The sequence below is a fragment of the Cruoricaptor ignavus genome, from assembly GCF_900141665.1.
GTDB classification, from domain to species: domain Bacteria; phylum Bacteroidota; class Bacteroidia; order Flavobacteriales; family Weeksellaceae; genus Cruoricaptor; species Cruoricaptor ignavus.
Genome location: NZ_FQYI01000006.1, coordinates 51,683 through 73,645, shown reverse-complemented (window position 1 = coordinate 73,645; position 21,963 = coordinate 51,683). Strand labels below are relative to the sequence as shown.

20 protein-coding genes are annotated in these 21,963 nt (G+C 42.7%); 18 read left to right on the top strand and 2 right to left on the bottom strand.

From position 1 onward, the window contains the following. Positions 1–42 precede the first annotated feature (42 nt). The 18 genes from BUB43_RS07240 to BUB43_RS07155 all read left to right on the top strand — a co-directional run bounded on the left by BUB43_RS07240 (position 43) and on the right by BUB43_RS07155 (position 18,061). Complete coding sequence (locus BUB43_RS07240; protein ID WP_073179703.1) at positions 43–390, top strand: phosphomannose isomerase type II C-terminal cupin domain; 348 nt, start codon at positions 43–45, stop codon at positions 388–390. Beyond that, positions 387–1,496 carry a GDP-mannose 4,6-dehydratase gene (gene gmd, locus BUB43_RS07235; RefSeq protein WP_073179701.1) on the top strand — a complete coding sequence of 370 codons (1,110 nt, stop codon included), beginning with the start codon at positions 387–389 and terminating at the stop codon, positions 1,494–1,496. The genes BUB43_RS07240 and gmd overlap by 4 nt, the downstream gene beginning before the upstream one ends. Continuing rightward, a complete protein-coding gene (locus tag BUB43_RS07230; protein WP_073179699.1) occupies positions 1,480–2,550 on the top strand; it encodes a GDP-L-fucose synthase family protein in 1,071 nt (356 codons plus the stop codon). Before gmd ends, BUB43_RS07230 begins: the two co-directional genes overlap by 17 nt. 34 nt (positions 2,551–2,584) lie before the next feature. Then, entirely contained in the window at positions 2,585–3,949 is a 1,365-nt protein-coding gene (locus tag BUB43_RS07225; RefSeq protein WP_073179698.1) for a hypothetical protein, read from the top strand. Beyond that, positions 3,921–5,204, top strand: a complete 1,284-nt coding sequence (locus BUB43_RS07220; protein WP_143154062.1) for an oligosaccharide flippase family protein — start codon at positions 3,921–3,923, stop codon at positions 5,202–5,204. Before BUB43_RS07225 ends, BUB43_RS07220 begins: the two co-directional genes overlap by 29 nt. Beyond that, the gene (locus BUB43_RS07215) at positions 5,185–6,396 is read left to right on the top strand and encodes a glycosyltransferase (RefSeq protein WP_073179694.1); all 1,212 of its coding nucleotides are present in this window, start codon (positions 5,185–5,187) and stop codon (positions 6,394–6,396) included. The genes BUB43_RS07220 and BUB43_RS07215 overlap by 20 nt, the downstream gene beginning before the upstream one ends. Positions 6,397–6,405: 9 nt before the next feature. Further along, on the top strand, positions 6,406–8,346 hold the full coding sequence (locus BUB43_RS07210) for a right-handed parallel beta-helix repeat-containing protein (protein WP_083541204.1): 1,941 nt from the start codon (positions 6,406–6,408) through the stop codon (positions 8,344–8,346). 15 nt (positions 8,347–8,361) lie between these two features. Beyond that, entirely contained in the window at positions 8,362–9,138 is a 777-nt protein-coding gene (locus BUB43_RS07205; protein ID WP_073179690.1) for a glycosyltransferase family 2 protein, read from the top strand. 60 nt (positions 9,139–9,198) lie between these two features. After that, the gene (locus BUB43_RS07200) at positions 9,199–10,569 is read left to right on the top strand and encodes an exopolysaccharide biosynthesis polyprenyl glycosylphosphotransferase (protein ID WP_073179680.1); all 1,371 of its coding nucleotides are present in this window, start codon (positions 9,199–9,201) and stop codon (positions 10,567–10,569) included. Positions 10,570–10,639: 70 nt separating this feature from the next. Next, a complete protein-coding gene (locus BUB43_RS07195) occupies positions 10,640–11,092 on the top strand; it encodes an adenylyltransferase/cytidyltransferase family protein (RefSeq protein ID WP_073179678.1) in 453 nt (150 codons plus the stop codon). Positions 11,093–11,102: 10 nt separating this feature from the next. Next, a complete protein-coding gene (rfbC, locus tag BUB43_RS07190) occupies positions 11,103–11,648 on the top strand; it encodes a dTDP-4-dehydrorhamnose 3,5-epimerase (RefSeq protein WP_073179677.1) in 546 nt (181 codons plus the stop codon). 105 nt (positions 11,649–11,753) lie between these two features. Then, on the top strand, positions 11,754–12,848 hold the full coding sequence (gene rfbB, locus BUB43_RS07185; RefSeq protein ID WP_073179675.1) for a dTDP-glucose 4,6-dehydratase: 1,095 nt from the start codon (positions 11,754–11,756) through the stop codon (positions 12,846–12,848). A gap of 61 nt (positions 12,849–12,909) precedes the next feature. Beyond that, positions 12,910–13,773 carry a glucose-1-phosphate thymidylyltransferase RfbA gene (rfbA, locus tag BUB43_RS07180; RefSeq protein ID WP_073179673.1) on the top strand — a complete coding sequence of 288 codons (864 nt, stop codon included), beginning with the start codon at positions 12,910–12,912 and terminating at the stop codon, positions 13,771–13,773. Positions 13,774–13,813: 40 nt separating this feature from the next. After that, complete coding sequence (locus BUB43_RS07175) at positions 13,814–14,980, top strand: thioredoxin family protein (protein WP_073179671.1); 1,167 nt, start codon at positions 13,814–13,816, stop codon at positions 14,978–14,980. Further along, a complete protein-coding gene (locus BUB43_RS07170) occupies positions 14,970–15,596 on the top strand; it encodes a DUF3575 domain-containing protein (protein ID WP_083541201.1) in 627 nt (208 codons plus the stop codon). The genes BUB43_RS07175 and BUB43_RS07170 overlap by 11 nt, the downstream gene beginning before the upstream one ends. Before the next feature lies 1 nt (position 15,597). Continuing rightward, positions 15,598–15,801, top strand: coding sequence for a hypothetical protein (locus BUB43_RS07165; RefSeq protein WP_073179669.1), 204 nt, complete (start codon positions 15,598–15,600; stop codon positions 15,799–15,801). 12 nt (positions 15,802–15,813) lie between these two features. Continuing rightward, the gene (locus BUB43_RS07160; RefSeq protein WP_073179667.1) at positions 15,814–17,043 is read left to right on the top strand and encodes an ABC transporter permease; all 1,230 of its coding nucleotides are present in this window, start codon (positions 15,814–15,816) and stop codon (positions 17,041–17,043) included. Positions 17,044–17,080: 37 nt separating this feature from the next. Then, positions 17,081–18,061, top strand: coding sequence for a PLP-dependent cysteine synthase family protein (locus BUB43_RS07155; protein ID WP_073179666.1), 981 nt, complete (start codon positions 17,081–17,083; stop codon positions 18,059–18,061). Here BUB43_RS07155 and BUB43_RS07150 read toward each other — a convergent pair. After that, positions 18,058–19,347: a glycosyltransferase family protein gene (locus tag BUB43_RS07150; RefSeq protein ID WP_073179860.1), complete on the bottom strand. Its 1,290-nt coding sequence runs from the start codon at positions 19,345–19,347 to the stop codon at positions 18,058–18,060. The genes BUB43_RS07155 and BUB43_RS07150 overlap by 4 nt on opposite strands. After that, the gene (locus BUB43_RS07145) at positions 19,337–21,922 is read right to left on the bottom strand and encodes a YfhO family protein (RefSeq protein ID WP_073179664.1); all 2,586 of its coding nucleotides are present in this window, start codon (positions 21,920–21,922) and stop codon (positions 19,337–19,339) included. Before BUB43_RS07145 ends, BUB43_RS07150 begins: the two co-directional genes overlap by 11 nt. Positions 21,923–21,963 lie beyond the last annotated feature (41 nt).

Below are 21,963 nucleotides of genomic sequence, written 5' to 3'. Positions count from 1 at the left end.
TAAACACCATTCTTCAAAAAATTAAAATTATCAGCTGGTAGTATGGAACACGACATAAGACCTTGGGGAGAATATTGGGTACTGGAAGATGCACCAACTCATAAAGTAAAGAAAATTCTTGTGAAGCCGCAAGGCAGACTTTCTTTGCAATATCACAAGCACAGAGCGGAAGTCTGGACGATTATCACCGGAAAGGCTACCGTGACGCTGAATGACGAGGTAAAGGATTATCTTCCCGGTGAAGTTGTGCGCATTCCAAGAGGTGCCAACCACCGCATTGCAAACTATGGTGAAGATGATTTGTACTTCATCGAAGTGCAGTATGGGGATTATTTTGGTGAGGATGATATCGTAAGAATCGAGGATGACTATAATAGAGATAATATATGAGCAAAGTCGCTTTAATTACAGGTATTACCGGGCAGGATGGATCTTATCTTGCTGAATTGCTCCTAGAAAAAGGATATAAAGTCCACGGCGTAAAACGCAGGGCTTCTTCATTCAACACCCAGAGAATCGACCATTTATATATCGATCAGCACGAAAAAGATGTAAACTTCAAGCTGCATTACGGGGATCTTACCGATTCCACGAATTTAATCCGCATCATTCAAGAAGTCCAGCCGGATGAGATCTATAACTTGGGGGCAATGTCCCATGTGAAGGTCTCCTTTGATTCGCCGGAGTATGTGGCAAATGTGGATGGCATCGGCACGCTTCGTCTTTTGGAGGCAGTTAGGATTTTGGGGTTGACAGAGAAAACGAAGATTTACCAGGCATCCACATCTGAACTTTACGGAGGATTGGAGGAGAATAAAAACGAGAACGGTTTTTACGATGAAAGCTCGCCCTTCTATCCGAGGTCGCCCTATGGCGTAGCGAAAATTTACGGCTTCTGGATTACGAAAAATTACAGAGAAGCCTACAATATGTTTGCCTGCAACGGAATTCTCTTCAACCACGAATCTCCGAGAAGAGGCGAAACCTTCGTGACGAGGAAAATTACAATGGCGGTAGCTGCTATAGTTACCGGGAAGCAAGATTGCCTTTACCTTGGGAACCTCGATGCACAAAGAGATTGGGGGCACGCTAAAGACTATGTGGAAGCAATGTGGCTGATGCTGCAGCAGGATAAGCCTGATGATTATGTGATAGCCACAGGAGTTACAACTTATATTCGGGACTTCGTAAAGATGGCTTTTGCCGAGGTGGGCATTGAGCTGGATTTTGAAGGTTCAGCCGAAAATGAGGTGGCCAAAGTAAAATCCTGCAGCCATCCTGATTATCAGCTTGAAATCGGGAAAGTGGTAGTGCGGGTAGATCCTCAGTACTACAGGCCTACGGAGGTGGATTTGCTGATTGGCGATCCTTCTAAAGCTAAGAACGAATTGGGTTGGCAGCCAAAGTATGATTTGAATGCTTTGGTAAAAGATATGATCTCTTCCGACCTGGAATTGGCAAAAAAAGATTTGATAAACAATGGATTCCACCAGTAAAATATATGTGGCGGGGCACCGCGGCTTAGTAGGATCCGCTATTTGGAAAAACCTGCAGGCAAAGGGCTATTCTAACTTGGTTGGGAAAACTTCGGCAGAATTGGATTTGACGGATTCAGCAGCTACCGAGCACTTCTTTAAGAATGAGCAGCCGGAGTATGTATTCCTTGCCGCCGCTTTTGTGGGAGGAATCCACGCCAATAATACTTACAGGGCGGATTTCATCCTCAGAAATTTGCAAATCCAAAACAATGTAATTTCAAGTGCCTACAAACACGGTGTGAAAAAGTTGCTTTTCCTGGGCAGCACCTGCATTTATCCGAGAGAGGCCAGGCAGCCGATTTCCGAAGATGAGCTCCTCACGGCACCTTTGGAGTACACGAATGAACCCTACGCCATTGCTAAAATCGCCGGAATAAAATTATGTGAAAGTTTCAACCTTCAGTACGGTACGAATTTCATTTCCGTAATGCCGACCAACCTGTATGGCCCGAATGATAATTTTGATTTGGAGAATAGCCATGTGCTTCCTGCAATGGTGCGGAAGATTTTGCTTTCAAAGGCGCTTGGTGAAAGCGATTGGAGCTTCATACGGCAAGATTTGAAAAAGAGACCGGTGAGCGTGATTGCTGCCGATGCAAGTGACGAGCAGATAAGGCAGGGACTGAGCCAATTTGGAATATTTGATAACAGGGTGGAGCTTTGGGGCACAGGAATGCCAATGCGCGAATTCCTTTGGAGCGAAGATATGGCCGATGCCTGCGTTTATATTATGGAGCGGGTGGATTTCCCTCAGCTGGCGGAAGGAAAGCGCGAGGTGCGGAATACGCATATTAATATCGGGACGGGAACCGATATCACCATCAAAAATCTTTCCCAGTTGATTGCGGAAAATACCGATTATCAGGGTGAAATCTTATTTGACAGCGGCAAGCCAGACGGTACAATGAAGAAACTTACCGATGTATCCAAGCTGCATTCATTAGGCTGGGGGCACAGTGTTGAGTTAAAAGAAGGCGTTCAGAAAATCATTGAGTGGTACATCACCCATTGATTGTACAGGTTATTGCTAAATCCTGCAAATTTTTGTGAAAAGAGGGATTTTTACATTTCTTACATCAATTATTATTCTTGCAATTTTCTTGCAGGATGGTGATTATTTTAATGCCGGTGTTGCTTTTACATCTTTTGCAATATCAATTTGGTCTGTAATAGCGATTTTTAACAGCCGCAACCTATCCTTCAGCCTGTACAAAATGTTCCATACATTTTCTCTGCTTTTTTTCGGGATTTCGCCTTATTTGCAATACATAAATGGAGTGAAATTCTGGAAGGTAGGTTCTGGCTTTACTGCAGAGGATTACTTAATCACCAATCTTATCCTGCTGTTTTGTTTATTGATTTTTGAAGTCGTTTACAAATGGGGGTACGGCACCAGAACCCTGACCCCGGAAACCAGCAAAAAGGTGCTCTACACCACCAAAATTTCACTTCCACTTACTACTAAGCTTTTATTGCTCGTTTTATCAGCCGTTTCAGTGCTGACAACGCTGATAAGTTATGATTTTAATTTATTAAAATTATTCTTGCGAGGCTCAGATCTGTTTGAATCTCCGGACGAAGTCACGCCTTTAGATCATATTGTTACAAACTTTTTCCGGCCGCTATCTATTTTTGTTTTTACCATTTACTTCTATTATACGAGGTCTTGGGATTTTTTTTCAATCATATTTTTACTAGTAGGTCTATTCTGTAATTTTCCGACAGGTCTTGCAAGATATAATGTTGCGGCGTTGTACATACCAATGTTTTTGGCAGTGATCCCATCTTTAAGGTATGGTTTCAGGTTCAATGTGATAATGATTTTGGGTTTCCTTGTTGTTTTTCCATTATTAAATACATTCCGAACCTTTTCCAAGTCTCAAGCTGTCAAAATAGGTTTTGATTTTGAAATGTTTACAGAAGGGCATTTTGATTCCTACTCCAGTTTGCTAAGGGTTATAAAATATAATATGATCACCTATGGGGATCAATTGTTAGGGGTCATATTTTTTTGGGTGCCAAGAAAGTTTTGGCCAGAAAAAGCCAGGGGGTCGGGGGCATATATGGCTAAAGAATTAAATTTATATTATGATAACCTTGCTATGAACTATTACGCTGAAGGTTACTTAAATTTCGGGATTTACGGGCTGATTCTTTTTGCGGTGGCCCTTCCTGCGGCATTTGCATTTTTTGATCGTAAGTTCATAGAAAATCTTAATACCACACGAGATTTTTCTATACTTTATTTTACGCTTGTCGGCTTTTCCATTTTTTTGCTTCGAGGGGATTTGCAAAGTTCCACAGCATATTTGCTTGGATTTCTGTGTATGGTATTTTTCTTAATGCTTGTAATTAGGCTTGGTAATAAAAAATTTACCGCTGATGGAGTTTCTGCGAAAGTTAAGGAATAATCCGCTGTTGCGTAATTCGCTATTTGCCGTTTTGGGCTCTGGCTTCGCTAAAACGGCCGTTCTTTTTTCGGGGATTTTGGTAGCCAAGATGTTGGGTGCGGCAGATTTTGGCGGCTATAATATGATCAAAAATTTTGTTTACTCATTAGCTATTTTTTCAACTTTCGGCTTAGGCTATACAGCAACCAAATTTATTGCAGAAAATAATGCGAATCCAGCAGTTTATCGTGCCATAATGCGGAATTGCAACCTTATTACAATGTTTATATCGGGAATATTGTCGGTACTCATACTACTTTTCCCGCATTCTGTTTCGATCCATTTGTTCAAGAGGGAAGATTATTGGATAGCTACGATGCTTATGGCCTTCTGGATATTTTTTCAAGCAATAGTTACCTTGCAAAATGCCTATTTGGCAGGTCTTGATAAATTTGGTTTCATTGCAAAGATTAACATCATATCCGGCCTCCTGACGATCTCCTTAAGTGTTGTACTTACCTATTATTATAATTTAGACGGAGCTGTAGCCGCACTTCTGCTGGTTCAGTTTTTTACCGCTTTTGTAAATTATATTTTTCTGCGCAAAGGCAAGGAAACTACTTTGCGTGCGGAAACAGCAGGAAAACATTACAATATTTTTTCAATGCTGAAGTTCAATTGGCCTATTGCACTTTACGATTTATCAATTGCCGTATTTACTTCTGCATTTTCCTATTTAATGGTGTTGTGGTACGGCTACGAAGAACTGGGTAATTTCTCGGCTGCAATGCAATGGTTCTATATCATTATTTTTATTCCCAATATTTTGAGAAATGTTCTTCTTAGCGCCTTGTCTTCAGGAAACAACTCCGGCACTATGAAGAAAGTAGTGGTAATGAATATGGTGATTACCATCCTTATATCTACGCTTATTATCGGGTTCTATCCTTTAATAATGAGGTTTTACGGAAATACTTATTACAGTGGAAGGCTCATTATATCCCTACTGTCTGTGGCAGCGGTATGCACTGGCATCATAAATATCCTGTTGCAGTCCTTTATCTCATCAGGGAATAATGTAATAATCCTGGTACAGCGGATTCTTGCCGATGCAGGCTGCATATTTATATTTTTTTTTCTTTCCCATTGGAAGAAAGATTGGCCTGGTTCTATTAATCTGTCAATAGGATTTTTTATTTCCAATTTGCTATTGCTATTAATTACCGTCATATCATACAAAAGGTATATCGTTGCTAATGAGAATCGTACAAATTAACACCTTCCAGAATTCCAGGGCACCTGGAAGAATTGCAGAAAGCATCGGTAAACTGGTTCTGGCAGAAGGATGGCAGAGCTATTTTGCCGCAGGGCCAAGGCACCGCAACCCTACAGCCTCCCAGGAAATAAAAATGGGAGGATTGGCAGATACGCTTTTACACGGTGCGGGAAGCGTTTTGGCAGATGCACACGGGCTTTTCTCAAAATCCGCCACAGAAAGATTGGTAGAGAAGTTGGAAGAAATAAAGCCAGATCTCATACACCTGCATAATCTCCACGGCTATTATCTGAATATCAGCATACTTTTTTCATATTTACAGAAAAAAAACCTGCCGGTAGTTTGGACGCTTCACGACTGCTGGGCATATACCGGCCACTGCGTCTATTATTCCTTTGCGGGATGTGAGAAGTGGCAGACGGAATGCAACAATTGCCCGCAAACCTTTACCTATCCTAAAAGTATTACGGACAAATCCCGAAGGAATTTCCTGCTGAAAAAAGAATTGCTAAGCAAAATTGATAATCTCACAATCTGTACGCCCTCACAATGGCTAGCCGATGAGGTGAAGAAATCCTTTTTGGGAAGTAAAGAAATCAGGGTTATTCGGAACGGTATCAACTTAAATGTTTTCAAGCCAGAGGCTAGCGAGCAGGTTATAGCAAAGTATAATCTGCAAGGCAAGAAAATAATTCTTGGCGTGGCCTCCACCTGGTCCAAGCGGAAAGGCCTGAATGATTTTATACAGCTTGCAAATATGCTGGATAATAATCACTTCCAAATCGTCTTGGTAGGGGTGGATAGGAAGCAAGGAAAGACATTGCCAGAAAATATTAAAACGATTCCGAGGACTGAAAGCCAGCAGGAGCTTGCGCAAATCTACAGTGCAGCAGAGTTTTTCTTCAATCCAACCTATGAAGATAATTATCCAACAACAAACTTGGAAGCTTTAGCCTGCGGAACCCCGGTGGTTACTTATAGGACAGGTGGTTCGCCTGAATCGTTGCAATGCGGCGGTGGTTTTGTTGTGGAACAGGGCGATATTAAGGGAGCGGTGGAAGTCTTTCTTTCAAATGAAAAAAAATTTTTAAGCTCTGAGTGTCGTGAAATAGCCAGTAAATTTTTCGATGAGGAGAAACTTTATAAGAAATACATAGATTTGTATCAGGAGCAATTGATTTCTAAACAATAAATTTAAATTATGCTAAAGTTTTCTCCCGTGCATTTTCGATACATCATATTATGTGTATTTTTTCTGAGTTCAAATCTACTGGCTCAGAAGAAAATATTTGTTTCTACCGATGGGGACGACGCTGCACCGGGCACATCGCAGAAACCGGTGAAATCTCTACAAAAAGCTCTCGATTTAGCAAAAAGTTATTCCCAGGACTCGGTTAGGATTATTGTGGGCTCCGGTGATTACTATCTTTCCCAACCAATCCTGCTTGATAAATCTTTTGCAAGAACGGAAAAAAACAGGATTGTAATAATGGGCAACGAAAGTAATCCTCCAACTTTTTACGGCGGACAAAAACTAAAAGCCCGACTGGATAAAAAATCCGGATACTGGATTATAAGCCGGACCGGAAGCAAATCCTTCACCCAAATGCTTTCCAGGAATGGCAAGCAGAAACTGATTTCCTCGCTACCGAGCCAGGGTTATTTCAAGATTATTAATCCAGAGCGCACTGAAACATTCATCAGTACTAAGGCAGAGAAAGAACTCGCAAAAAAAATCGAATCTTTCAGCCCTGCCGAAATGGCTAATATTTACGGTGTGTTCAATATCCAATGGAGCAACATCATAAGGTTGCTGTCCCATTATGATGCGAAAAACCGCAGATTACAATTCAACGGGCCAAACTTCGGACCCTGGTACAGCCTGAAGGATAAACAAACGGAGTACCGATTGATAAATGTGCCGGTTTTGGATGAGGGTAGATGGTACAATGCCGATCATCAAACCGTGATATACAGGCCGGAAAAAGGTGAAACGATTGAGAATTCAACTTTTATTGTTCCGGAAGTTGATAAATTAATAGAATTTACCGGAGATACTTCTACCAAAATTACAAATATTACGCTCAGCAATATCTGTATAGAGCAATTTGGCAAAGCTTTAGGCAGGCAGGGCTTCGAGCCTTCGCAATCTGCAGTTTCGGTGGATGCAGTGCTTACCTTAGAAAACGCGTCAAAAATATCGCTGAAAAATCTGGTAGTACAAAACATTCAGACCCACGCCGTTTGGATAAAAGACAACTGCGACTATATTTCGATTTCTAATAACAATTTTAATTCCTTGGCTGCAGGCGCTATAAAGGTAGGCAATGAGCAGGCGCCTCCTAAAAATATGGCATCCAGCAATATCCTTATTACTGATAATGTCATAAAAAATGGCGGCTTATTTTATACTTGCGCTGCAGCGGTAAATCTTCTTAATGCCAGAGATTGCAGAGTACTTCATAACGATATTTCGGATTTTTTCTATACCGGAATTTCTGTTGGCTGGGTATGGGGCTACGGTGAGAGTGTCACGAAGAATAATGAGATAGCGTACAATCATATTTACCATCTTGGTAAGGGTGTTTTGGACGATTTGGCGGGGGTCTATACATTAGGCATTTCCGATGGCACGGTAATTCATCACAATATTGTGCACGATATCAACTCCAAAGAGTACGGCGGTTGGGGTTTCTATACGGATGAAGGCTCCAGCAATATACGCATTATTAACAATCTGGCATACAATTGTTCCGATGCAGGTTTTCACCAGCATTACGGAAGAAACAATTTAATTGAAAATAATATTTTTGCCTGGAACGGAAAGGCTGCGGTAGAAGCGAGCAGAGTGGAGGACCATAATTCGTTCAATTTCAATAATAATATTCTCGTAATGAGGAATAACGACTTTACCGGAAGGAATTGGCAGCATATTAAAAAGAAGATGAAAGGAAATGTTTACTTCTCCTCACAGATTAAAAGCTTAGAAGGTAGCAGGTTTTCGAGCGGAGATGCTAACTCCGTTATTATGGATCCCAAATTGAGGGCTGATGGCTTCGTATTGCAGCCAGCGAATACGGAAATTTTCAGCGCCACAGATTTTAAACCGATTGACTTCAGAAATGTGGGTACACGCAAATAATTTAGAATAAGCAGAATGAAAATCTCCGTCATTACGGCCTGCTACAACAGGGCGACCACCATCCAGAGCGCGATAGACAGCCTCCGTGCGCAAACTTACCGCAATATCGAATACATCGTTGTAGATGGCGCTTCGAACGATGGCACAGTGGATATTTTAAAAAAGAATACTGATGCGATTGATGTTCTGATAAGCGAGCCAGACAGCGGTATGTACAATGCTATAAACAAGGGGATAAAAAAGGCTTCGGGAGATATTGTAGGGGTGCTGCATTCAGATGATTTCTATTATGATGATGAAACTCTTGCAAAAATTGCTGAAGTATTCCGAGAAACGAATGCAGATTTGGTGTATGCCAACGGGATTTATGTGGATGAAAATAATCTTTCCAAGGTAAGAAGAATCTATGGCTCCTCGTTATTCCGGCCGTTGAGGCTTTACTTCGGCTGGATTCCGCTGCATACCACGATTTATGTAAAAAGAAATGTGTTTGAAAAATACGGCCTTTATAGAGAAGAATTTAAAATCGCTTCCGATTACGATATTTCCCTAAGATGGTTTCAAAACAGAAATATCAAAAAAGTATTCTATGATGACTATGTAGTAAAAATGAGAATCGGCGGGAAAAGCACCGACTTGTCTCAGCAGGGAAAAAAGTCTTCCGAGGATTTGAAAATAATCAAAGACCATAAACTATTAGGATATTTCACCTTGTTTTTTAAGATTTTGCGTAAAGTTCCCCAATATATTTTGCCTAAATTTTTCCACCAACAATTTGCACAAAAAATTTAAAGGCTAATGTTTGCGATTTCTTTTGCTATATTTGCTTTTTAATGCTCTGCCACAATGCGAATGCGGAAATTATACAATGATTTTGCAACGCTTTTAAAAATTTGTGATGCGCTGTCCATCATCATTGCGTTTTTGGCGATTATTTTTTTTGGGCATTTTACTAAGCCGTTTGATGAGCTTTTCTTCATTGCTGTTTTTCTTTTAATTGCCTGGTTTTCAGTGAGTTGGTTCACTCAACTTTACGCTAATGCATTTACGAAGGAGGCGCAGAAGCATTTCGGCGAACTGGCAAAAACATTTTTCATTTTTACCGCGCTGAATTTCAGCATCTTATATTTTTTTCCTACACTTAATTTCGGACGAAATTCAGCGTTTTGGTCGGTGGTCATTTTCGCATTTATCATAGGTTTGGCGAGAATCGCTGCGCTGCTCTACCGCAAAAATTACCGTGTTTACCTGAACCGTAAACTTTCGAGCGTTCTGGTGGGACGCAATGTGGATATAGAAGAATTTTTACAGAATAAAAGCTTCCGCCAAGGTTTGGGTGTGAAGGGATTTTATACTGTGACTGAGGGTGTTGGCATTAAAAAGGGAAAATATCTCGGAACTTTGGACGATTTGCTTCGCGATTTGAATGGTGAGAAGATTGACAATATCATCATTTGTGACAGCGGTGATGTGGAGGAAATTTATCGTCCTATTTTGAAAAAGGCTGAAAATCAGATGGTTAGGATTTTCTTTCTACCTGGGTTTTCAAGTTTTCTACCGGCTACTTCGCTGAAAGTGGTGGGCGATGTTCCCTTGTTCAAACTAATGCCAGAACCCTTGCAGATTCCCGAAAAAGCCTTCGTAAAAAGGGCGTTCGATATTTTATTTTCGCTGTTTGTCATTATTTTCATTCTTTCATGGCTTACGCCGATTATCGCCATCATCATCAGGGCAGAAAGTAAGGGCCCAGTGTTTTTCACGCAGCTCCGTTCCGGTTTGGATAATAAGCCGTTCAACTGCATTAAATTCCGCAGTATGACTATAAACAAAGACGCGGATTTAAAAGTCGCTACTAAAAATGACAGGCGGGTTACCAATTTCGGGGCCTTTATGAGGAAAACGAGTATCGATGAATTGCCGCAGTTTTTTAATGTCCTCGTAGGGGATATGTCCGTCGTAGGGCCGCGCCCGCATATGTTGTCCCAAACTGAAATTTATTCAGAAATTACCGACAGGTATATGCTGCGCCATATGGTGAAGCCCGGCATCACAGGTTGGGCGCAGGTTACAGGTGCCCGTGGAGAAATTTTCAGCGAGAAAGATATGCAGCGCCGCGTCGAAAAAGATGTGTGGTACATCCAGAACTGGTCTTTCTTCCTGGATCTGAAAATTATTTTCCTTACCGTTTATAATATTTTCCGCGGTGATGAGCAGGCTTACTAATAACCGATGGCGGCTTTAATTATTTGTTCATTTTGCATATTTGCCTTTTCTTTGTGGCAATTATAATATTATGAAAGATAAAAAAGTTGGAATCACATTCTCCGCGTTCGATTTGCTGCATGCCGGGCACATAAAAATGCTGGAGGAAGCTAAAACAGTTTGCGATTATTTAATTGTAGGTCTCCAAATAGACCCCTCAATGGAGAGGGCGCATAAAAATAAGCCGACGCAGACCATCGTGGAGCGCTACATCCAGTTGAAAGCCTGCAAGGATGTGGACGAAATTGTACCCTATGTTACCGAGCAGGATCTGGAGGACATCCTGCGCTCTTTCATAATTGATATCCGCATCATTGGTGACGATTATAGAGACAAGGAATTCACAGGGAAAAAATACTGCGAGGAAAAAGGCATTGAAATTTACTATAACAAACGCGACCACCGGTTTTCCAGTTCCGGACTGAAGAAAGCCGTTTACGAACAGGAAGCCGAAAAACTAAAAAAACAGGATGCCAGCAAATAGTTAAAATCGTATGAAGCTGATTGAGACACCTTTAAAAGACTGCTACATCATCGAGCCCACAATTTTCGAGGATGATAGAGGCTATTTTTACGAAAAGTTCAACGAGAAAAAGTTCGAGGAGCTGACAAGATTGAACGGCCACTTTGTTCAGGATAATATTTCAAAATCCTGCTACGGCGTTTTGCGCGGCATCCATCTGCAGAAAGGTGAAAATGCCCAGGCAAAATTAGTTTCCTGCCTGGAAGGGAAAGTTTTCGATGTGGCTGTGGATTTGCGAAAAGATTCGCCGACTTTCGGTAAATGGTACGGCGTGGAACTTTCCGCGGAGAACAAGCTGCAGTTCTATGTGCCAAGAGGTTTCGGCCACGGATTTTCGGTGCTGAGCGAAACGGCGATTTTCGCTTACAAATGTGATAATTTCTACAACAAAGAATCGGAAGGCGGCGTGCTTTGGAACGATGCCGATTTGAATATCGACTGGAAACTTCCGGCTTCTGACATCATTCTTTCAGAAAAAGACAAGGTTCAGGCAAAATTCTCGGAGGGGAATTTTTGAGATTAGATGTTGCCATGATGCAAGACATAAGACTTGTCATACAAACAACAATAGACAGTAAAAATCTTTTAATCGTTAATTTGAATTTTTTAATCCTAAAATAGAATGCAGTCCATCATTATCACCGGAGGAGCCGGTTTCATAGGTTCGCATGTTGTGCGGGAATTCGTGAAAAACCTTCCCGATACGAAAATCATCAATCTGGATGCGCTCACATACGCCGGAAATCTGGAAAACCTGAAGGATATTGAGAACGAGCCTAACTATATTTTTGAAAGGGCGGACATTACCAAAACCGAAGAACTGCGCCGCGTTTTTGAAAAGCACAAGCCTGATGCCGTGGTGCACCTTGCCGCAGAAAGCCATGTGGATAGGAGCATTTCCAATCCGAATGCCTTCATCAATACCAATGTTTTCGGCACGGCAAATCTGCTGAATCTTTGCCGCGAATTCTGGGAGCTGAACCCTGAGCATACGCACGGAAATTTCCCGGATGAGAGACGCAAAAACCTGTTCTACCACATTTCCACGGATGAGGTTTACGGTGCCTTGGGAGAAACCGGATTCTTCACGGAGGAAACTGCCTACGATCCGAAATCGCCGTATTCCGCAAGCAAGGCAGCTTCCGATCATCTGGTGAGGGCCTACGGCAATACCTACGGCCTGCCGTTCATCGTGTCCAACTGCTCGAATAATTACGGCCCGAACCATTTTCCGGAAAAGCTGATTCCGCTTTGCATCCATAACATCCTGAACGAGAAGCCTTTACCAATTTATGGCGATGGAAAATATACCAGGGACTGGCTTTTCGTGATTGACCACGCTAAAGCTATTTTCCAAATTTTCCACGAAGCGAAAACCGGCGAAACCTACAACATCGGTGGCTGGAATGAGTGGCAGAATATTGACTTGGTAAAGGAATTAATCCGCCAGGTTGATGAGAAAACCGGCAAGCCTGCAGGCTATTCCGAAAAGCTGATAACCTTCGTGAAAGACAGGCCAGGCCACGATAAGCGCTACGCAATAGACGCTACGAAACTTCACAAAGACTTAGGCTGGAAGCCTTCCGTAACCTTTGAGGAAGGCCTTTCCCAAACCATCGATTGGTTCCTTGAAAATCAGGAATGGCTGGAAAATGTGACCAGCGGAGATTATCAGAAATATTATAGTGAGCAATATGCTGAAAGCGGTAAGCTGTAAGCATCAAAATTAAAAATAAAAGGTGAAAAGCTTCCTGCCTAAAGCCTAAAGCAGTTTTAAAATGAAAGGAATTATTCTCGCCGGGGGATCCGGCACAAGACTTTATCCGCTGACCATCGCTGTTTCCAAGCAGCTGATGCCGGTGTACGACAAGCCGATGATTTACTATCCGCTTTCCACGCTGCTTTTGGCGGGAATCCGTGAAATATTGGTCATCACCACGCCGCACGATCAGCAAGGCTTTAAAAAACTTTTGGGCGATGGTTCGCAAATCGGCTGCCAGATTGAGTATGTGGTGCAGCATTCGCCAGACGGCTTGGCGCAGGCGTTTATTTTGGGTGCAGATTTTATCGGGAATGATTCCGCAGCACTGGTTCTTGGCGATAATATTTTCTACGGCTATGGTATGGGCCAGCTGCTGAAGGAGAAAACCAATCCTGATGGCGGCGTAGTTTTCGCCTACCATGTCGCCGATCCGGAAAGGTACGGCGTTGTGGAATTTGATGAGAATTTCAGAGCGGTATCCATTGAGGAAAAACCGCAGCACCCAAAATCCAACTATGCAGTTCCCGGGCTTTATTTTTACGATAATGAGGTGGTGGAAATTGCGAGAAACATCAAGCCTTCGGCTCGTGGCGAACTGGAAATTACCGATGTGAACAATGTCTATCTTCAAAAAGGCAAGCTGGAGGTCGGCGTTTTGGACAGAGGCACAGCCTGGCTGGATACTGGCACTTTCGATTCCCTACACGATGCATCGGAATTTGTGCGCGTCATAGAAAAGCGGCAGGGCTACAAAATAGGCTGCATCGAGGAGATTGCGTGGCGCAATAAATTCATCACCGACGAAAAACTCCTGGAAACCGCCGATAAATACGGCAAGAGTGGGTATGGGAATTATCTGAAGAAGCTCGTGAGCGAATAGTACAAAAAAAGATATTTATATTTGTAGCCAAACTTCGCGGATGAAATTCTATATCACAGCGGCGAGCCTTTTTGCCGCGTCCTTCTTCTCAGCGCAGTCCATCAAATTTGAAGAACTGCCAATGAGTGAAATACTCGCAAAAGCAGGCAGGGAGGGCAAGCCCGTATTCCTAGATGCCTACGCAAGCTGGTGCGGACCTTGTAAAATGATGGAGCGGAATGTATTTGTAAAGAAGGAAGTTGCAGATTTTTATAATGAAAATTTTATAAACGCCCACCTGGATATGGAAAAGGGCGAGGGCAGGGAAATTGCCCGAAAGTATCAGGTATACTCCTATCCCACCTATCTTTTTTTAAATGCTAATGGCGAGGTGCTTTATCGCGGCGGCGGATATCTTGAGCCTGATGATTTTATCAGCCTGGGTAGGAGGGTGGCAAACCCGCTTGTAAAAGAAGGAAACGCAAAAGAGCGCTTCGAAAAGGGTGAAAAAGATCCGGAATTCCTGAAATCTGCCGTACAGCTCTTTGCGGCTACTGATCCGGAATTTGCCAAAAAGGTAAGCGAGCGCTATTTTGCCAATAAAAAAGACCGCCAGCTAAGCAGGGAAGAATTATCGATGCTTTTGTCTTACATACGGTCAACGAACGACGCTAATTATAAATATTTCTTTGAAAACAAGGCAGAAATCACGAAGTTGCTCCCGGAGGAAGTGTACCGCCAATTCAATGAGCAAATCTTAATAAGCGATGCGCTGGCGAAGGCCATCAACACCAGCGATGGCAGCATAAATGCCGGGGTATACCTCAAGGAAATAGCAGGGAAAGTACCGGCGGACGAGGCTGAAGCAGGCTTAGCAAGGTATGAGATGAATTTCTACCTCACCTCAGGTAATTTTGAGAAATTTGAAGAAACAGCCTTGGCATTTTTTAAAGATGGAAATGGCTTTGATCCTGCTGATCTTGTGCAGCCGGCAATGCTCATCTCCGAACACAGCAATGATGCCCGGTCGCTAAAAACTGCCTCCGCCTGGCTGGAAAAATCTGTGATGTCGCGCGAAACCGTGCAGAATACCTATGCCTTGGCAAAGATTTATCTGAAAACAGGAAAAAAACAGGAGGCCAGGATGTTTGCCGAGCGCGCGCTGCAGCTTGCGGAAAGCGGAAACCTCGATACCAACCCCGTGAAAGAGCTGCTCAATGAACTTTAGAATCTGGGTAAGTTTTTTTGTTGTTTGGAGTGGAATTCTTTTTTCCCAGCAAGCAGAGGAGCGGCAGGTTTTCGTAAAGGGGAATGCCCTACTGCTGCCGGTCGGCATTATTAATGCGGCAGCGGAGTTTCAGTTAGCGCCAAAAATCACCCTGCAGGGTGATGCCACACTTTCTCCCTGGAAGTCTTTTGCGGGGCACAATGCCCGCTTTATGATCGCAGGGGTGGACGGGAGATATTACTTTAAAGAAGCCTTTAGCGGCTGGTATGTAGGTGCTAATGTCTCGGGTGCCGCATTCAACATATCAAAGTGGAACTACTGGAACAATGAATTCTACAAAAACAAACAAGGCGAGATTACCCCGTACATCAACTCAAATCTTTACCAGAAGGGCTACAGTTTTATAATCGGTGCTGTCGGTGGCTATCAGTTTAGCTGGAAAGAGCGGTGGAATCTGGATGTGTTTCTTGCATTCGGGAACGCGCAGGATAGATATAAAGGCTACGACAAGCTGAGTGGCGACCGCTACGATACAGACCACGGGGACGGCTGGAACCGCAGCGGAGAGTGGCTCCCGTACCGAGGCGGCATTATGGTTTCCTATAAAATTAAGTAAAATGAAACTCTTTGGCAGAAATCATATCGTAGTGTCAGTGCTTACATTTATCATCGTATTTTTGATGAATTACCTCGGTAGTGAAGCTCCCGACCGCCTTCCGAGGGCGTTGTTGAATGCCGTAGCCGGCGTGTTGGGCCTCAGCATAGGGCTTTTTATACTTTATAAAAACAGAGACTCCGGCAGGGGACCAGATTTTGATTAAATTTCCTGGATTTTGAGTTTTCCACTTTATTACGCCAATAAAATTGCTTTAGCGAAAAGTTCTAAAAATAACCTTTCGCGGGTTATCATCTTTATCGGGAGGCTTTCCGTAGCGTTGGGCGTCATCGTCTCCCTCATTACAGTATCTACGGGGCTTGGTTCCAAATACGCTATCAGGGACCGGCTGGCGGATTTCACCGGCGAGCTTATGCTGAAATCTACCCGGTCTAATACCTCGTACAACTCTTCCGCCCTCAGTACGGAGGCATTGAATCTTCCTGAAATAAAACGGCTGCAGGGGGTGGAAGGAATGCAGAAGTTTGTAACCGCAAGCGGGATCCTGCGCACGAAAGACAATTTTGCCGGGATTATTTTCAAGGGAGTCGGTAAAGATTTTGACCACGCACGGTTCAAAAAATTCTTGGTAGCGGGGGAGACTCCTCAGGTCACAGAAGATGGATTCAACGGGAATATCGTGCTTTCGCAAAAAATTGCTGTGGATTTAGGCAAAAAAGTGGGCGACAGCGTGGTCGCGATTTTCTCGAAAGAAGACCAGAAGCCGCTGTACCGAAAATTCCGTATCTCTGGGATTTACAGCACCGACATCAAAATGATTGATGATCTCTACATCATTGGAGGTATTAATCACGCCAGAAAAATTACAGGTTTGGGCAATGACGATGTTGGTGGTTACGACATTTTCCTGGACAACCGCTCCGGGACAGACAGACTTGCAGCGGAGATCCAGCAATTGGCTGGCTACAAAAATTATGTTGAAAAAGTCACAGACAATTACCCGCAGATAGTGGACTGGATCAGTATTTTTGATGTCAATATAGCGCTGATCATCGGGATAATGCTTGCGGTGGTAATAATCAACATTATAATGGTGCTTTTGATTCTCATTATCGAGCGCACCAACAGCATCGGGATCCTAAAAACTTTGGGCGCAAATAACCGCTGCATACGGCAGATTTTTATTTATTACACACTTATCATCATGCTGCCTGGGCTGCTTTTCGGAAATCTCATCGGGATTGGCTTGCTTCTGCTTCAGAAATATTTTGGCATAATAAAGCTCAATCCGGAAAATTATTATGTCAGCGAAGTTCCTGTGGACTTAAATCCGATACTTATCCTTTCCATTTCGCTCGGGATGCTGATTATATCGGCTCTTACACTGATTTTGCCCAGCTATCTCATCAGCAAAATCTCACCCGTACGCTCAATTCGCTACAGTTAATTTTAAAGCGATAACTTTGCGGCTTTAAATTTTCCGAATGAATTACGCAAATAATATTCTTGAAACCATTGGGAATACGCCACTTGTAAAGCTTAACCGAGTTTTGGGCGATGATTTTCCTGCGCTTGTTTTGGCAAAAATCGAAACTTTTAATCCTGGAAATTCTGTGAAGGATAGGATGGCGCTGAAAATGGTGGAAGATGCAGAGAAAGACGGAAGGCTGAAGCCCGGCGGAACCATTATTGAAGGGACTTCCGGCAATACCGGTATGGGTTTGGCGCTAGCTGCCATCGTGAAAGGCTACCGCTGCATTTTCGTGACGAACGATAAACAGTCGAAGGAAAAAGTAGATGTGATGAAGGCTATGGGTGCGGAAGTTGTGGTGTGCCCAGATGATGTGGCACCGGATGATGAGCGCTCGTATTACTCTGTTTCTCAGCGACTTGCAAATGAAACGCCGAACAGCTGGTATGTGAATCAGTATGACAATTTGTCAAACCGGCAGGCTCATTACGAACAAACGGCGCCGGAAATTTGGGAGCAAACTGAAGGGAAGCTCACGCATTTCGTGGTGGGTGCAGGAACCGGCGGAACGATAACAGGTTGCGGAAAATTCTTCAAGGAAAAAAATCCGGACATCAAAATTATCGGTGTGGATACCTATGGCTCGATTTTGAAAGAATTCAAGGAAACCGGTGAATACAGGCCGGAAAATGCGTATGCCTACATTACCGAAGGCATCGGTGAAGATATTATTCCGCAGAATTATGATTTTTCAGTAATTGACCATTTCGAAAAAGTAACTGACAAGGATGGCGCACTATTTACGAGAAAATTAGCAAAGGAAGAAGGGATTTTTTGCGGATATTCTGCGGGAAGTGCGATTTCGGCAATCAAGCAAATGCAGTCGCAATTTACTGAAAATGATGTAGTTGTGGTTTTACTTCACGATCACGGTTCGCGGTATGTGGGCAAGGTTTACAACGATGATTGGATGAAGGAAATGGGCTGGCTTTAAGATAAGCCGTTCAAAACTTCCGCTAATTTTTTCGTGAGATTTCTTCTTGAGAATTCTTCAATATTGCTCGTCTTATTTTGAGAATTTCCTAATTTCCATTGATTGTAGGTTTTTAAGATAAATTCTTCAATCTTTGCGGAATCATTAAATTGGAAGTGTTTTCCAGAATTTGTTTTTTCAAGAATTTTTTCAACATCTGCATTTTTTGGTCCGAAGGAAATAATATGGTTTCCTGTTGACAAATATTCGAAAAGTTTTCCGGGAATGATTCCACGGGAATTTTCCTGGGGGAAATTTGTAATTAACAGTAAATCAGAGCTTTGCATTTCCCGATAGGATTCGTCGTGAGAAAGATAACCCAAATTCTTGATGTGGTTTTTTAAAATTTTTCTTTCCAAATCCTGTAAAATTTTCTCATCTATTTTGCCGACAAATTTGAGTTGAAAATCATTGGCAAATTCAGCATTCTGTTTTATCAATTTCTCTAAGATCTGCCATAAAATTTCAGGATTTCGTAATTGCTCCAAAACACCGATATAGCTCAGCGTAAATTTTTCAGTTTTATAATTTGAAACTCCTGGTACAAAATCGAAACCATTAGTTATGGTCACAGACTTTGCGCCTCTTTCTCTGAATTTCTCAGCATCTGTAAAGCTGGTGGCAATTGTAATATCGGCAGTTTTAAAAACTTTCCGCTCAAGTTTATGGTGAATGGAATTGGCTAGCTTGCTGAGCCTCAGATGTTTATAGTATGAAATTTCTGTCCAGGGATCACGGAAATCTGCAATCCATTTTAGTTTGAGATTTGCCTTTTTCAATGCTAATCCGATGAGATGCAAAGAATGTGGCGGACCGGTTGTGATTACTGTATCTATTTGATTTTTAATTAAATACCTTTTCAGAAAATTTACGGATGGCTTCACCCAGAAAACTCTTGCATCCGGAATGAAAAAATTGCCGCGAATCCAAACTGAAAGTTTTGATTTCCAGGATTGGTGTTTCCCGACATCAAATTGCCCAGCTTTAAATTTTTTATTTTGCGGATTTAATTTCTCTGCAAAACGGTACGGTTCCCATATTTTTTTTCTTATAACTTTCAGGTTTTCAGGCACTTCCTTCAAAAGTGATTCGTCAGAAATCGGGTAGCTTGGATTTTCCGGTGCGTAGATTACTGGCTCGAAACCAAACTCCGGAAGGTATTTCGCAAACTTTAGCCAGCGCTGAACACCTGGTCCGCCAGCAGGCGGCCAGTAGTAGGTGACGATGAGGACTTTTTTACTTTGCAAAATTTTTCTGTTTTCTGAAATAGAAAATTCCGGCAAGGCTCAGCGCTAAAAATAAACCGAAGGAGATCCAGGAAAAAAGTTTGCCGCGCTGTAAAACTTCCGGCTCGAAAATCATTTTCACATCGTGCTTTCCGGCTGGAATGTGCAGCGCACGAAGCAAGTAATTCGCCTTGATGTACGGCACTTCCTCACCATCCAAAAACATTTTCCAGCCGTGCGGATAAAATATTTCTGAGAAAACTGCCAGTTGTGATGTGGAACTGTTAGTTTTAAAATGCAACTCATTCGGTTGGTAGCTTGTTAGTTGGATGCTCGCCAAAGAATCACGCTGCAAATTTTTCCCATTGAAATATTCCTTGTCATTTGCCGAAATTATTGCGAATTTTTTAGTGTCGATTTCACCGATTTTTTCAATTTCTTCGTTTGGTGTATTAGCAAACTGAACTTCGGAAACAAGCCACGCATTTCCATTGTTGTTCGGATTGGCAATCACCTGTCCACTTTCAGTGCCAAGCACAAAGTATTTGGCGTTCAGCATATTAAGAATCTCCAACGTCTTTTTTTCTTCGATGGAATCCTTCGGCGAAAAGTATTTCCCGATTAAATCATCGTACCGCCTAAGCTTTGCAGCAGAATATCCACCCACCGAAGATTTAAAATAGGAGGTGTTTGTTTCGCTGAAAGTGCCCAAAGCCTGATTGTAAATTCTGTAATGATTCTGGTCTTTTTCTGCGATTTCTTCAAGGCGTCTGTTGATTCCGATGCTTGCTAAAAGTGGTTCAAGTTTGGGATTTTCCATCATACGCTCATCGAATTCAGTTTGGAAAGGATGATCGGCGAAAACTTTTTCCACGAAATTATCATTGTTCAAATAGCGCCTATTCACCGTCCACAAATCGAAAGTGCTCACGAGTGCAATGACAATAAGCGCCACATTCCCTGAGATTTTTTTGGAAACAGCAAGGAGCATCGCAGCGGCGGTTATCACGATATAAATTATGGCTTTCAGAGTATCTGCCTGAAACATTCTGTGGCGCTCATCTATCAGATAATCAAGCAGATAGGGTGGAAGGTAAGTCTTTTCATTCTCGCTGTAGAAACCTAAAATAGGTTTCCCAAAAATCATCAGCAAAAGCAAAAATCCTACAAATCCAGCAGTCAGGAAAACCAGCGTTTTAGCTTTCGGGTTTTCTTTCAGATTGATGAATTTAGCATTACTTTCTGCTTCAAATTTCAGCTTTTCATTTTTTGTAATTTTTTGATTTTCATTGGGTTGGAAAAAATAATAAAGCCCGACCATTGCAATTAATGGCAACAATAATTCTGGTACTACAAGTATGGAACTTGGCGCGCGGAACTTGTTGTACAGCGGCACAAATTCGATGAAGATATCGGATAGCCACATTAGATTGCTGCCCCAGGCCAGCATTATGGTGAGAATTGTGGCGGCTAAAATCCAGTAGCGGTAATTTTTCGGTGCGAAGAAAAACCCTAGACATGCCAGGAAAATCACCACCGCACCCTGATAAGCCGGTCCGGAAGTTCCCGGCTGCTCACCCCAGTAAGTCGGGCTTTGAAGGCCGCGGTAAATGTTCTGTAACTCGTTTTCAGATTTTACATTGTCTTGCACAATCTGCGATATCTCCTGCATCATTTTTTCCGAACCTGGCTCATCACTTGCACCACCCATCAGTCTGGGTATCAATAAGTTAAGCGTTTCCATTTTGCCGTAGCTCCACATTAGCATACTTTCCTTATCCATCCCGGATTTTGTGGAAGAGCCGCCTTCATCCTGCAATATTTTCTTTCCGCGCACAGTTTCTGTCACATATTCAGCGTTCGCCATCAGGCGCTGTGCATTCATCCCAACACCCAAAACGCAGGCGATGCCCACGATTCCGGTGGAAATCAGGAAGTGCTTCCACGAGGATTTTTTCTGAATGGCGCGGATTAACTCTGAAATGAACAGAAATGCCAGCGCAATGAACAGATAATAGGTCATTTGTGGATGGTTGGCAGCCACCTGAAGCCCCATAAATAAAGCGGTGACGATGAAACCGAGCAAATATTTTTTGCGGATGTAAACCAGCAAGATACCGGCTAAAAGCGGTGCAAAGTACGATATGGTGTGCACTTTGCCGTTGTGCCCTGCCGCTATGATGATGTAGAAATAGGTGGAAAGCCCGAAGAATAAAGCGCCGAGAAGTGCGTACTTCCAGTTTCGCACGGCCACCATTCCCAGAAGGAAAAAGCCTGCAAACAGCGTGAACAGGTAGTTTACAGGTTTCGGGAAAATGTTCAGCACATTGTCAATTTTGTTGATAACATCGCCGCTGAAACGGGCACCCATTTGATAAGTGGGCATTCCGCCGAACATACTGTTGCTCCAGTAGGTTTCCTTGCCGTGCGCTTCGCGGTAATCCAGCAGTTCCTTCGCACCGCCTTTGTACTGGATGATGTCGTGCTGGAAAAGCTTCTGCCCGGAAAGCACAGGGTTAGCATAAATGAAGCCCAGCAGCACGAAAAGCAGTAGGCAAGCGAGAATGTACAGCCAGTTTCGTTGGTTCTTTTGCATAAAAAAACTTTGGTCTCGCAAAAATAGCAAACCAAAGTTTA